The 13,536-nt window shown below is 64.6% G+C and carries 12 protein-coding genes and 1 tRNA gene; 7 read left to right on the top strand and 6 right to left on the bottom strand.

Translation table 11 applies throughout. From position 1 onward, the window contains the following. Positions 1-120: 120 nt before the first annotated feature. Complete coding sequence (gene carB / locus VGR99_RS09180; protein WP_326898024.1) at positions 121-3,585, bottom strand: carbamoyl-phosphate synthase large subunit; 3,465 nt, start codon at positions 3,583-3,585, stop codon at positions 121-123. A 142-nt stretch (positions 3,586-3,727) separates the two neighbouring features. Next, positions 3,728-4,897 (bottom strand): MFS transporter, encoded by a 1,170-nt coding sequence (locus VGR99_RS09175; protein ID WP_326898023.1) that lies wholly within the window; start codon positions 4,895-4,897, stop codon positions 3,728-3,730. Positions 4,898-5,010: 113 nt separating this feature from the next. Here VGR99_RS09175 and VGR99_RS09170 point away from each other — a divergent pair, with 113 nt between their 5' ends. Continuing rightward, positions 5,011-5,388, top strand: coding sequence for a helix-turn-helix transcriptional regulator (locus VGR99_RS09170; RefSeq protein WP_326898022.1), 378 nt, complete (start codon positions 5,011-5,013; stop codon positions 5,386-5,388). Positions 5,389-5,493: 105 nt separating this feature from the next. Here VGR99_RS09170 and VGR99_RS09165 read toward each other — a convergent pair. Both VGR99_RS09165 and VGR99_RS09160 read right to left on the bottom strand, forming a co-directional pair. Beyond that, positions 5,494-5,569 (bottom strand) — tRNA-Ala (locus VGR99_RS09165). A 54-nt stretch (positions 5,570-5,623) separates the two neighbouring features. Continuing rightward, complete coding sequence (locus VGR99_RS09160; RefSeq protein WP_326898021.1) at positions 5,624-6,325, bottom strand: class I SAM-dependent methyltransferase; 702 nt, start codon at positions 6,323-6,325, stop codon at positions 5,624-5,626. Positions 6,326-6,429: 104 nt separating this feature from the next. Here VGR99_RS09160 and VGR99_RS09155 point away from each other — a divergent pair, with 104 nt between their 5' ends. Continuing rightward, the gene (locus tag VGR99_RS09155) at positions 6,430-6,954 is read left to right on the top strand and encodes a DNA starvation/stationary phase protection protein (protein ID WP_326898019.1); all 525 of its coding nucleotides are present in this window, start codon (positions 6,430-6,432) and stop codon (positions 6,952-6,954) included. Between the two features lie 109 nt (positions 6,955-7,063). Here the strand turns inward: VGR99_RS09155 and VGR99_RS09150 are convergent, their stop codons facing one another. Then, positions 7,064-7,585 (bottom strand): hypothetical protein, encoded by a 522-nt coding sequence (locus VGR99_RS09150; protein ID WP_326898018.1) that lies wholly within the window; start codon positions 7,583-7,585, stop codon positions 7,064-7,066. Positions 7,586-7,733: 148 nt separating this feature from the next. Here VGR99_RS09150 and VGR99_RS09145 point away from each other — a divergent pair, with 148 nt between their 5' ends. Continuing rightward, positions 7,734-7,949: a hypothetical protein gene (locus tag VGR99_RS09145; protein ID WP_011090107.1), complete on the top strand. Its 216-nt coding sequence runs from the start codon at positions 7,734-7,736 to the stop codon at positions 7,947-7,949. A 41-nt stretch (positions 7,950-7,990) separates the two neighbouring features. Here the strand turns inward: VGR99_RS09145 and carA are convergent, their stop codons facing one another. Beyond that, positions 7,991-9,181, bottom strand: a complete 1,191-nt coding sequence (gene carA / locus VGR99_RS09140) for a glutamine-hydrolyzing carbamoyl-phosphate synthase small subunit (RefSeq protein WP_326898017.1) — start codon at positions 9,179-9,181, stop codon at positions 7,991-7,993. Positions 9,182-9,327: 146 nt separating this feature from the next. Here carA and VGR99_RS09135 point away from each other — a divergent pair, with 146 nt between their 5' ends. The 4 genes from VGR99_RS09135 to VGR99_RS09120 all read left to right on the top strand — a co-directional run bounded on the left by VGR99_RS09135 (position 9,328) and on the right by VGR99_RS09120 (position 13,529). Beyond that, complete coding sequence (locus VGR99_RS09135) at positions 9,328-10,056, top strand: alpha/beta hydrolase (protein WP_326898016.1); 729 nt, start codon at positions 9,328-9,330, stop codon at positions 10,054-10,056. A gap of 33 nt (positions 10,057-10,089) precedes the next feature. Continuing rightward, positions 10,090-10,545, top strand: a complete 456-nt coding sequence (locus VGR99_RS09130; RefSeq protein ID WP_326898015.1) for a GatB/YqeY domain-containing protein — start codon at positions 10,090-10,092, stop codon at positions 10,543-10,545. A gap of 150 nt (positions 10,546-10,695) precedes the next feature. Further along, entirely contained in the window at positions 10,696-11,832 is a 1,137-nt protein-coding gene (locus VGR99_RS09125) for an epoxide hydrolase (protein WP_326898014.1), read from the top strand. Positions 11,833-11,918: 86 nt separating this feature from the next. Further along, positions 11,919-13,529 (top strand): acyl-CoA synthetase, encoded by a 1,611-nt coding sequence (locus tag VGR99_RS09120; protein WP_326898013.1) that lies wholly within the window; start codon positions 11,919-11,921, stop codon positions 13,527-13,529. Positions 13,530-13,536: the final 7 nt, after the last annotated feature.

Raw genomic sequence — 13,536 nt, 5'->3', positions numbered from 1 at the left:
GCCACCGGAACGTTATGTGGGTCTGGCGCCGGAACAGAACAACCACATGGCCGGACAGTTCCTCCGGCCATTGTGGCTTCATCGCCAATCACTTAGCGTCGGCTTTACCGCCGCTAGCGATCAGGTTTCCGAAAAGTAGCTCTGCAGGGTACGAACCTCAAGGTCCCCGCCCAAATAGGCGCGGATGCCCTGCGCGGCCGCCACGGCCCCGGAAAGAGTGGTGTAATACGGCACTTTATGCAAGAGGGCCGCGCGCCGCAGCGAACGGCTGTCGGCGAGCGCCTGCGGGCCTTCGGTGGTGTTGAAGACCAGCTGGACGTCGCCATTGGTGATGGCGTCGACGATGTGCGGCCGTCCCTCCAGCACCTTGTTCACCTTCTCGGTCGGGATGCCCTGATCGGTCAGGAAGCGCGCCGTGCCCGATGTCGCCAGCACCTTGAAGCCGAGCGAGTGCAGTTCGCGAACGGCATCTGCGATACGCGTCTTGTCGCTCTCACGCACCGAGACGAACACCGTGCCCTTGCCCGGCACGCGCGTGCCGCCGCCCAGCTGGCTCTTGGCGAAGGCGACTTCGAAGTTGCGGTCGATGCCCATGACCTCGCCGGTCGAGCGCATCTCGGGGCCGAGCACCGTGTCGACGCCGGGGAAGCGCGCGAACGGGAACACCGATTCCTTCACGCCGACATGCTTGAGCTTTGCCTTCTTCAGATTGAAGTCGGCGAGCTTCTCGCCGGCCATGATGCGCGCGGCGATCTTGGCGACCGGCGTGCCGACCACCTTGGCGACGAACGGCACCGTGCGCGAGGCGCGCGGATTGACTTCAAGCACGTAGATCTCGCCGTCCTTGATGGCGTATTGCACGTTCATCAGGCCGACGACGTCGAGGCCGAGCGCGAGCTCGCGCGTCTGCCGCTCCAGCTCGTCGATCATCTTGGCGTCGAGCGAATAGGGCGGCAGCGAGCAGGCGCTATCGCCGGAGTGAATGCCGGCTTCCTCGATGTGCTCCATGATGCCGACGATGAACGTGTCCTTGCCGTCGGAGAGGCAGTCGACATCGACTTCGGTGGCATCGGAGAGATAGCGGTCGAACAGCAGCGGGTTCTTGCCGAGCACCGTGTTGATTTGTCCGGTCTTGTCGTTGGGATAGCGCGCCTTGACGTCGGCCGGCACCAGCTCCGGCAGCGTGCCGAGCAGGTAATCGCTGAGCTGGTTCTCCTCGCGGATGATCTGCATCGCGCGGCCGCCGAGCACGTAGGACGGGCGTACCACCAGCGGCAGGCCGAGATCGGTTGCAACCAGGCGGGCCTGCTCGACCGAATAGGCGATGCCGTTCTTCGGCTGCTTGAGGCGGAGCTTGTCCAGCACGCGCTTGAAGCGGTCGCGGTCTTCGGCAAGGTCGATCGCGTCGGGCGAGGTGCCGAGGATCGGCACTTCGGCAGCTTCCAGCGCGCGCGCGAGCTTCAGCGGCGTCTGGCCGCCGAACTGCACGATCACGCCATGCAGCGTGCCGTTGGTGCGCTCGGTCGCGATGATCTCCAGCACGTCTTCGGCGGTGAGCGGCTCGAAATAGAGGCGATCCGCGGTGTCGTAGTCGGTCGACACCGTCTCCGGATTGCAGTTGACCATGATGGTCTCGTAGCCGGCATCGGCGAGCGCGAAGCAGGCGTGACAGCAGCAATAGTCGAACTCGATGCCCTGGCCGATGCGGTTCGGGCCGCCGCCGAGGATGATGACCTTCTTGCGGTCCGACGGCGCGCTCTCGTCCGCGGTGCTGCCCGCGAAAGGCGACTCATAGGTCGAGTACATGTAGGCCGTGGGCGAGGCGAACTCGGCCGCGCAGGTATCGATGCGCTTGAACACGGGGCGGACGCCGAGCGCGTGACGCCTGGCGGTGACATCGGCATCCGTGGTCTGCGCGAGCACGGCGAGGCGGGCATCAGAGAAGCCCATGGCCTTCAGCGTGCGCATGCCGAAGGCGTTGCCGGGAAGACCGTTCTTCTTGATCTTCTCTTCCATGTCGACGATGCCGCGCATCTCGCCGAGAAACCACGGGTCGATCTTGCAGGAGTTGAAAATCTCCTCGTTGGTCCAGCCGAGCCGCATCGCCTGCGCGACCTGCAGCAGCCGGTTCGGTGTCGGCCGGCCGAGGGCAGCGCGGATCGCGTTCTTGTCGTCGCCCTGGCCGAGCCCGTCGATCTCGATCTCGTCGAGGCCGGTGAGGCCGGTCTCGAGCCCGCGCAGGGCCTTCTGCATGCTTTCCTGGAAGGTGCGGCCGATCGCCATGACCTCGCCGACCGACTTCATCGAGGTCGTCAGCGTGGTGGAGGCGCCGGGGAATTTCTCGAAGGCGAAACGCGGGATCTTGGTCACCACGTAGTCGATGGTCGGCTCGAACGAGGCCGGCGTCGCGCCTCCGGTGATGTCGTTGGCGATTTCGTCGAGCGTGTAGCCGATCGCGAGTTTCGCCGCGACCTTGGCGATCGGGAAGCCCGTCGCCTTCGAGGCCAGCGCGGACGAACGCGACACGCGCGGATTCATCTCGATCACGACCATGCGGCCGTCCTCGGGATTGACGCCGAACTGCACGTTGGAGCCGCCGGTCTCGACGCCGATCTCGCGCAGCACCGCCAGCGAGGCGTCGCGCATGATCTGGTATTCCTTGTCCGTCAGCGTCAGCGCAGGGGCCACCGTGATGGAGTCGCCGGTGTGCACGCCCATCGGATCGAAATTCTCGATCGAGCAGACGATGATGCAATTGTCCTTCTTGTCGCGCACCACCTCCATCTCGAACTCTTTCCAGCCGAGGACGGATTCCTCGATCAGGACTTCGTTGGTGGGGGACGCATCGAGACCGCGCTCGATGATGTCGAGGAACTCTTCCTTGTTGTAGGCGATGCCGCCGCCGGTGCCGCCCATGGTGAAGGACGGACGGATGATCGCGGGCAGGCCGATCTCGGACAGCGCCATCATGGCCTGGCCGAAGGCGTATTCCTGGTAGCGCTTGCGGCGGTCGCTCTCGCCGAGCGCCCATTGCCGGTCGAGCTCTTCGAGCGCGGCGCCCGACAGCTTCTCGCGCTCGGCGAGATATTTGTCGCGGAAGGACTTCTTCAGCTCCGACGCATTGGCGAGGCGCGACTTCGGCGTTTCGAGCCCGATCTTGGTCATCGCCTCGCGGAACAGCTGGCGATCCTCGGCCTTGTCGATGGCATCGGCGGTCGCGCCGATCATCTCGACGTTGAACTTGTCCAGCGTGCCCTGCCGGCGCAGCGACAGCGCGCAGTTCAGCGCGGTCTGGCCGCCCATGGTCGGCAGCAGCGCGAAGCCGCCGGGAACGACATGGCGTTCCTTCTCGATGATCTTGGCGACGATCTCCGGCGTGATCGGCTCGATATAGGTCGCATCGGCCAGTTCCGGATCGGTCATGATGGTGGCCGGATTGGAATTGACGAGGACGATGCGATAGCCCTCTTCCTTCAGCGTCTTCACCGCCTGCGTGCCCGAATAATCGAACTCGCAGGCCTGGCCGATCACGATGGGACCGGCGCCGATGATCAGGATGGTCGAGATGTCGGTTCGTTTAGGCATCACCGCTCGCGGGCTGGAATCTGGGCACAAAAAAAGGGCGCGCTTGCAGCGCGTCCCCTTGTGCGAGAGCGCGGGGTCGTCCCTCGCGCGCGGGTGGGTCTTAGACCAGTTTTCGGGGCGGCGAAACCCCGAAAAACGCCCATCAACCGGCAATTTTGACGGGTTTTGGCCGCGCCTGCCAGCCCCGGGCGAGGTGCACCAGAAGCGAGGCCGCAACGCTCGTTCCACCGATCCAGCCGAGGTCGTTCGGCGAGAGCGTGGCCAGCACCGCGCCCCCCAAGGCACCGCCGATGGCGAAGCCGAGATACATCGCGGAGGCGTTGAGCGAGAGCGCGATCATCGAGGCCTGCGGCTCGATCCGGATGATGCTGGCGATCTGGGCCGGATAGAACGCCCAGCCCGAAATGCCCCAAAGAAAGATCGCGCCAAGCACCGCGTAATGGGCCTGGCCGGGCATCAGCTTCAGGACCAGCGAATGCAGGATCAGCGCGCTGGCCATGCCGGCGAGCCCGAGCGCTGCGGTGGCGAGCGAACCGAGCCGGTCGGCCAGCACGCCGCCGAGCATGTTCCCGATCGCGGCGGCGCCGCCGAACACCAGCAGCGCCAGGCTGATATGCGAGGCATCGAAGCCGAGGCCGCGCAGCGGGACCGCGAAATAGGTGAATACGGTGAAGCCGCCGAGCGCCCATAAAACCGTGATCAGCAGCGCGAACAGGACGTTGCTGTGTCGCGCCACCGCCAGGCGGTCGCTGAGGGACGCCGTGTTGCGCGGCAGGCCGCGGGGCAGGCCGAGCAGCAGGCCGGCCAGCGCCACCGCGCCGATCAGCGCGACCATCGCGAAGGTCGCGCGCCAGCCAAGCAGGCTGCCGACGAGATTGCCGAGGGGAACGCCGACGACGGTCGCAACCGTGAGGCCCGACGTCACCAGCGCCACCGCGCGGCCGCGCCGCTCCGGCGAGGCGACGGCAACCGACACCGCGAGCGCCGTCGGCATGCAAAGGCCGGAGCCCAAGGCCATCAGCATCCGCGAGGCCAGCAGCAGGGCGTAGTTGGAAGCCACCATCGCCGCGAGGTTGCCGGCGATGAAGGTGGTCAGCGCGAGGGCCAGCACGGTGCGGCGGTCGATGTTGTTCAGCGCCACGGCCAAGACCGGCGAGCCGACGGCATAGGTGAGGGCGTAGGCGGTGACCAATTGGCCGGCAGCCGAGACCGAAATCGACAGATCAGCCGCGATCGACGGCAAAAGACCAGCAATCACAAAGCCTTCGGTGCCGATCGAAAAGGCCGCCAGGGCCAGCCAGAACACGCTCATTGGATAAAATCCCTATGTTCAACGTTTATTGAACTATTGAATGCGATGGCGAAGGAGTCAATTGGTTCAAGAACTATTGAACATTGCGGCCGTATCGCTATGATTCCCGGATCATGAGCCGCACACCTCTCCACCCCACCCGCGAGCAGATCGAGCTGCCGATGGTCCTGGATTGCCTGAGCGATCCGATCCGAATGGCCATCGTCTACCAGCTCGCGCAGCAGGAACGTGTCAGCAGCGAACTCTGCTGCGGCGACTTCACCGCGCTCGCCGGCAAATCCAACCTCGCCTATCACTTCGCAAAATTGCGCGAATGCGGCCTGATGCTGACGCGTGTGGCCGGCACCAACCGCTTCATGCGGCTGCGCCGCGAGGATCTGGACGCGCGTTTTCCGGGCTTGCTCGATGCCGTGATCAGCTCAGCGGCGAAGGATGCGGAGCGGCTTCAGCTTATGTCCGAATGTGAGACGGTTGCTGCGGCTCGCAGCTGAGACGAGCACGAGCTGCGCCTCGCCCGTCTTCGCCCTTCGGCTTCGCCGAGGCAGCCTTCGCGCGATACGGCCTGCCTGGCCGAAGCAGGCGAAGCCAGCGAAGGCTGGAGACCCGGCCTGGATTTGAACCAGGATGAAGAGCAATGCACTGCTCTCGCGTAGACGCTTCCGCCACCGGGCCGCGCGGATCATGTCCGATCCAGGTGCGACAAGCCACCTCAGGTGGTCGTTATGCTTAACGCACCAAAGGTGGCCGCGCGATGAAGGTCATGCGCCAGCGATTGTGGCCGATATTGGTGTGGGCGCGCTGGACAGCGAAGCCCGCCGCCTTCAGCTTTGCGGTGATCTCGTCCTCGCTGTAGCGCTGCAGCCCGATGCGCGAACGCAAGTGACGGTAATCCGACAGTGCGGTGCTGATCAGCCCGATCAGCGCATCCTTCAGAAAACCGTGACGCAGGCCGAAGCTGAGTAGCGCCATCACATCGCGGCCCATGCCGACATTGGGCTGCAGGATATCGCCGAGCACCAGCTTGCCCGACGGTGTCAGCAGCCGCCGGACGTTGAGCAGCGCGCCATCGAGCTCGTCCGGCGTCATGTATTGCGCGACCGAGTTCATCACCACGAGGTCGATCGACTGGTCCTGCATCTTGCGGACGTCCTCGAGCGAGCGGACACGGATTTTTGTGTTCGGGGCAAACCGCGAGATCAGCCGGCCGCGCACACCGGGCGCGGGCTCGGCGAGGATCAGCTTGCCGCAGCTCGCTGCCACCTGGCTCGCCGACAGCGCCTCGCCGCAGGCATAGTCGAGCACGCTCGCCTCGGGCGAGGGGATGTAGCCGATGATGTCCCGCGCGATGATCTGGAAGTGCAAATCGCGATGCAGCTTGCTGACATAGATCGTATGCGTGGAGTCGTAATAATCGATCCAATCGTCCATGGTATCCCGCCCGGCGGTTCCTATCTAGGAACCGCGCTGCCCGCCTTGCGTTAGGGGTGCGACGGCGCGCCGTCAATGTCCGCGTCCTAACAGGAAGGTTTATCGTGAGCAAAGCCCCCAGCAAGGTCTCTCCCGACCTCGACACCCCCACCGATCTGCAGCCCCAGGCAGTCAAAAAGGTTTCCGAGGCGCTCAACGTGCTTCTGGCCGACGCGTTCGCGCTGTACCTCAAGACCAAGAATTTCCACTGGCACATCAGCGGTCGCCATTTCCGCGATTACCATTTGCTGCTCGACGAGCAGTCGGACCAGATCTTCGCCACCACCGACCAGCTCGCTGAACGCGTCCGCAAGATCGGCGGCACCACGCTGAAGTCGATCGGCCAGGTCGCAAAGCTCCAGACCATCAAGGACAACGACGAGGACTACGTCCCGCCGCGCGAGATGCTGCGCGAGCTGATGCAGGACAACAAGCACGTCGCGAGCGCGATGCGAAAAGCGCACGAGGTCTGTGACGAGGCCGGCGACGTTGCCAGCGCCAGCATTCTGGAAAACTTCATCGACGAGACCGAGCGCCGGACCTGGTTCCTGTTCGAGGCGACGCGCCAGGAAGGCGGCAACGAGGCGTAAGGGCGATCCGCAGGGTGGATTAGCCGAAGGCGTAATCCACCACGTCTCCGCGGAAACGGAAGAGGTGGATTGCGCTGCGCTAATCCACCCTACAGCACCGTGCCTGCGGCTACCGCCACAACCGCATCAACGCCCCGTGCTTGCCCGTGACGGGATCGGCCGGCGGCAGCGCAACCTTCGGAATCGTCTTCAGCGCCTTGGCGTGGTTCTCCGGCGTGGCCCGCGTGATCTCCATCTTCGATCCCGGCGGATAGGCGCCGATCACGCAGAAATCGACGCTCGCCTTGAGGCACTGATGCCCGGTGCCGGCCGGCAGGATCGCGACGTCGCCCGCCTTGATCTCCAGCTCCTGTCCATGATCGCCGCCGAAACGCACGCGGGCACTCCCGCGCGCGACGCCGAGCACCTCATGCACCGTCGCGTGATAGTGCAGATAGTCGTAGACGCCGTTGCGCCAGGTGCCGCCCCAGTGGTTCGCCTCGAACAGGTTCTCGATCGTCTCTTCCGGATGCTCGGGATCGAGCTTCACCGCACCCTGATAGACCAGGAACGGGAGAATGTTGTTCGGCACGAGCCCATCGTCCCTAAACACGATGGCGAGCGGCTCGGCATGATCGCGGACAACGGACATGGTTGGCCTCCGAATGACAACCGATCAGGACTCAAGACGGGACAGGCGCCCTTGTTCCTGACAGCAGTCCATACGCTCGCTTGACGAAGATCAAGGCGCTGGCGGCCATTCGGGGGCACGCAATCTCAGAGAAAAGGGATGGAACGCCATGTACGCATCTGACGTTGCGCAGCGCCATTTTTCCGCGGCCGTTGACGAAGCGGAGACCGCAGGCCTTGGCCACGAAGCCGTCTGCCGCGCCTTGCTCAGCCTCGTGATCTCGAAATATCTGGAGACGAGGTCGGTCGCCGATATTCAGGCGGAGCTGCGCTTCATCGCCGAGAATTGCGACCCCGACACGGACTTCATGTTCATGCGCCCGTGATGATGAACGGCCGGCGGGGTCGCTCGCCGGCGTTCTCAGTCTTACGCGCTCTTCTTCTGCCGCATCAGGTCGGCAAAGCGCTGGAACAGATAGTGCGAGTCGCGCGGACCCGGCGAAGCCTCGGGGTGGTACTGCACCGAGAACACCGGCCTGCCGTCGAGCTGGATGCCGCAATTGGATCCGTCGAACAGCGAGATGTGGGTCTGCGTCGCGCCCTTGGGCAGCGTCGTCTCGTCCACGGCAAAGCCGTGGTTCATCGAGGTGATCTCGACCTTGCCGGTGGTCTCGTCCTTCACGGGATGATTGGCGCCGTGATGGCCCTGATGCATCTTCTTGGTCTTGGCGCCGACGGCGAGGCCCAGCATCTGGTGACCGAGGCAGATGCCGAACGTCGGCGTGCCCGACTTGATCACGTCCTGGATGACGGGCACGGCATATTTGCCGGTCGCGGCCGGATCGCCCGGACCGTTCGACAGGAACACGCCGTCCGGCTTCATGGCCAGGATGTCTTCGGACGACGTCGTCGCCGGCACCACCGTCACCTTGCAGCCGACGCCGGCGAGCAGGCGCAAAATGTTGCGCTTGATGCCGTAGTCGATTGCGACGACGTTGAACTCGGTCTTGTCCTGCCGGCCAAAGCCCTTGTCCCACAGCCAGGGCGTCTCGTCCCAGGTGAAGCGCTGGCCGGATGTGACCATCGGCACGAGGTCCATGCCCTCGAGGCCGGGCCATTCGCGCGCTTCTTCCTTCAGGCCATGCAGGTCGAACTCGCCGGTCCTGGAATGCGCGATCACGGCGTTGGGCATGCCCTTGCTGCGGATCAGCGCGGTCAGGGCACGCGTATCGATGCCGGAGAGGCCGATGATGCCGCGCGCCTTCAGCCAGGCGTCGAGATGCTTGGTGGCACGGTAGTTCGAGGGATCGGTGATCGCGGTACGCAGGATCACGCCGCGCGCGCCCGGCGTCGCGGCCATGTTCACCGTCTCGATGTCTTCGTCGTTGGTGCCGACGTTGCCGATATGCGGGAAGGTGAACGTGATGAGCTGGCCGGCATAGGAGGGATCGGTGAGGATCTCCTCATAGCCGGTCATCGCGGTGTTGAAGCAGACTTCACCGACGGCGTGGCCTTCAGCGCCGAGACCAAAACCTTCGAGCACCGTGCCATCGGCAAGCACGAGGAGCGCGGTCGGTTTATGGTCCGGCCAGGCGGTATCGTTGTCATGTTGTGTCATGAGCCCGCTTCATAAGGCCCCCACGCGCGGCCGTCAAAGCGGGAAAGGGCGGATTCACATGCGTTTTTGCATATTTGACAGCCCGCCTCCGGCACTTAAGCTTGGCCGCATAATTTCCGGCAAATTCCTGGGCTTGCGAGGCAATAATGGACCAGACCACCCCGATTCTGCTGGTTCCGGGGCTGGCCTCCTCGGTCCGGATCTATGCCCCGGTCATCCCAGCGCTGTGGCGGTTCGGCCCGGTGATGGTTGCCAACCATATCCGCGACGACAGCATGGCGGCCATCGCTGCCCGCGTGCTCAGCGAGGCGCCGCCGCGCTTCGCGCTCGCCGGCCATTCCATGGGCGGCTACATCGCGCTCGAGATCATGCGCCGGGCGCCCGAGCGGGTATTGAAGCTTGCGCTGATCAACACCCAGGCGCGGCCCGATACGGCGGAGGCGATCGCGCGCCGCCGCGGCCTGATGGAGCGGGCGAAACGCGGCGAGCTGCGTGCGGCGCGCGAGGAGATGTTTCCGGAATTGGTCCATCCCTCGCGCCGTGACGATGCCGCGATTCGCCAACTCGTCCATGAGCAGGGCGAGGACGTCGGCGTCGAAGGTTATCTGCGGCAGCAGACCGCGATCATCGCGCGGGTGGATTCCCGGCCCACGCTCGCAACGATCACATGCCCGACGCTGGTGCTGACCGGCGATCAGGACAACACCATCCCCAACGCTTTCTCGAAGGAGATGGCGGAGGGCATTGCCGGTGCGAAGCTGGTCGTGCTGGCCAATTGTGGGCACCTGCCGCAGCCGGAGCAGCCTGAGGCGACAGCACGGGCGCTGGTCGAATGGCTGGGAACCAAGGTTGTCTCAGGCGCACGAACGGCCTAGATCAGGCGTCGGATATTCGAAGGGATCACGATCATGCTGCGCGACGACATCAACAATGCGGTCAAGGAGGCCATGAAGGCCAAGGACGAGCGCAAGCTGTCCACGCTGCGCATGGTCAATTCGACCTTCAAGAACGCCGACATCGAGGCCCGCGGCCAGGGCAAGCCGCCGCTGACGGATGCCGACCTGCTCGCCGTGCTGCAGAAGATGATCAAGCAGCGCCAGGAATCGGTCGAGCTCTACGACAAGGGCGGCCGCGCCGAGCTCGCCGCGCAGGAGCGCGAGGAGATCGCGGTGATCTCGGCTTACCTGCCGAAGCAGATGTCCGAGGACGAGGTGAAGAAGGCGATCGCGGATACCATCGGCGAGACCGGTGCCGCCGGCATGAAGGACATGGGCAAGGTGATCGCCGTGTTGCGCGCGAAGTACGCGGGGCAGATGGATTTCGGCAAGGCGTCCGGTCTCGTGAAGGCCGCGCTGTCGGGCTAGCCGTCATTCCGGGGCGACGCGTCAGCGTCGCCCCGGAATCCATCGGGCCGCCGACTCTGCTGAGAAATGGATTCTCAGATGCGCAATTGCGCATCGTAGCTCGCGCTACGCGCGCCCCGGAATGACAAGAAGAAGCTCGGGAGGCCGCCGATGTCCGCCATCACACCGTTTCGCATCGCCATCAGCGACGACGTCCTTGCCGACCTCAAATCGCGCCTCGCCCGCACACGCTGGCCGGATGCTGAGCTGGTCGACGACTGGAGCCAGGGCGCGCCGCTGAAATGGATCCAGGAGATCTGTGGCTATTGGGCCAACGGCTACGATTGGCGCGCGCGTGAAGAGAAACTCAACCGCTTCGCGCAATTCACCACCGAGATCGACGGGCTCGACATCCACTACCTCCATGTGCGCTCGAAAGAAGCGAACGCGCTGCCCCTGATCATCACCCATGGCTGGCCCGGCTCGATCGTCGAATTCCAGAAGGTGATCGCGCCGCTCACCGATCCCGCCGCGCATGGCGGCAATCCCGCGGACGCCTTTCACGTGATCTGTCCTTCGCTGCCGGGTTTTGGCTTCTCGTCCAAGCCGAAGACCATCGGCTGGGGCGTCGACCACATCGCCGCGACCTGGGCGAAGCTGATGGACCGGCTTGGCTACGCACGCTACGGCGCACAGGGCGGCGACTGGGGCTCGGCGGTGACGACCTCGCTGGGCGCGCAGGACCCCACACATTGCGCCGGCATCCACATCACGCTCGCCTTCAACGCGGCGCCGAAGGTCGAGGGCGAGCCGACGGCGGAGGAGAAGCGCGCACTCGCCGGCCTCAAGCATTACGTCGATCTCGACTCCGGCTATTCGAAGCAGCAATCGACCCGGCCGCAGACGCTCGGCTATGGCCTGACGGATTCGCCGAGCGGGCAGGCGGCCTGGATCCTGGAAAAGTTCTGGGCCTGGACCGATTGCAACGGCCATCCCGAGAACATTTTCGACAGGGACGAGCTGCTCGACAACGTCATGCTCTATTGGGCGACGGAAACGGCGACGTCATCCGCGCGGCTCTATTGGGAGAGCTTTGGCAAGCGCCGAACCACGCCCAAGGTGAGCGTGCCGACCGGGGTAGCGGTGTTCCCCAAGGAGATCATCACGCCAGTGCGGCGCTGGATGGAGCCGAACTTTCTAGACATCACCCATTGGAGCGAGATGGAGAAGGGCGGGCATTTCGCCGCATTCGAGCAGCCGGAGCTGTTCGTGCGCGATGTCAGGAAGTTTTTTGCGACGGTGCGGTGAACCCCGCTGTCATCGCTGGGCTTGTCTCGCATATTCCCGGCTCTAGACTGGGCCATAACGACAAGACACCGGGAAACGCCGAACCCATGCTGACCGAAGCCGCAACCTACGACGAGCTCACTCGCAATTTCCACTGGGACGTCCCGGCGCGCTTCAACATGGCGGAGGCGTGCTGCGACCGTCATGCCGACGGCACCGGTCGCCTTGCGCTGGTCTATGTCGACGAGAGCGGCGCCACCACCCGCACCTCGTTCGACGAGGTCGCCGAGATGTCGCGCCGCTTCGCCAACGTGCTGAGGGCGGATGGTCTTACGCGCGGCGACCGCGTCGCCGTGTTCCTGTCGCAGTCGCTGGAACTGCCGATCGCGCATATGGCGGCGTTTCGCTCCGGCATGATCTCGATCCCACTGTTCGCGCTGTTCGGCGAGGATGCGCTGGAATTTCGCCTGTCGAACTCGCAAGCCAAGGCGATCGTCACCGACGAAGGCGGCTGGGAGAAGCTCGCGAAGATCCGCGATCGGCTGCCGGGGCTGAAGAACGTCTATGTCGTCGGCGATCGCGCACCGTCAGGCACGAAATCGTTCTGGGATACGGTGAAGGCTGCATCGCCCGACTTCACGCGGGTCGACACCTTATGCAACGATCCGGCGCTGATCATCTACACGTCGGGCACCACGGGCAATCCGAAGGGTGCGCTGCATGCGCACCGCGTTGTGCTCGGGCATTTGCCGAATGTCGAGATGTGCCACAACTTCCTGCCCAGGCCCGGCGATCTCATGTGGACACCGGCGGACTGGGCCTGGATCGGCGGCCTCGTCAACGGCCTCTTCGCGTTCTGGTATCACGGCATTCCGCTGGTCGGCCATCGCGCGCGCAAGTTCGAGCCGCAGGCGGCGATGCAGATGATGGCCGATCTCGGCGTGCGCAACGTCTTCCTGCCGCCGACCGCGCTGAAACTGATGCGGCAGGCCGGCGTGAAGCACGCCGGAGTCAAGCTGCGCAGCATCTTCACCGGCGGTGAATCGCTTGGCGGCGAGCTGCTCGGCTGGGTGCGCGCGACCTTCGGCATCGACGCGCATGAGGTGTTCGGCCAGACCGAGTGCAATCTCGTGATCGGCAGCAACTCCAATCTGTTTCCGATCCGCCCGGGGTCGATGGGCAAGGCGACGCCGGGCTTCGACGTCCGCATCGTCAACGACAAGGGCGAAGAACAGCCGCGCGGCCAGCGCGGCATCATCGGCGTGCGCCAGCCTTGCCCGTGCACGATGCTCGAGTACTGGCGCAATCCGGAGGCGACGGCGAAGAAATATGCCGGCGAGTTCCTGCTCACTGGCGATCTCGGCGTGCAGGATGAGGACGGCTATTTCTGGTATGTCAGCCGCGAGGACGACGTCATCACCACCGCGGGCTATCGCGTCGGCCCGTCCGAGATCGAGCACACGCTGATGAAGCATCCGTCAGTGGCGATGGCCGCCGTGGTCGGCATTCCCGATCCGATCCGCACCGAATCGATCAAGGCCTGGATCGTGCTGCGTCCGGGCTTCACCGGCAGCGACGCGCTGGCGCGCGAGATCCAGGAGTTCGTGAAGGTGCAGCTCGCCGCGCACGAATATCCGCGCTTCGTGGAGTTCGCCGAGACCTTGCCGATGACGGCGACAGGAAAAGTGCTGCGGCGCGAGCTGCGGGCGAAGGGCTAGCTTCCGA

This window comes from Bradyrhizobium sp., assembly GCF_035935975.1.
In the GTDB taxonomy this organism is placed as follows: Bacteria; Pseudomonadota; Alphaproteobacteria; order Rhizobiales; family Xanthobacteraceae; genus Bradyrhizobium.
The sequence above is the reverse complement of the archived record's forward strand: the minus strand, read 5'-3'. Positions and strand labels throughout refer to the sequence as shown.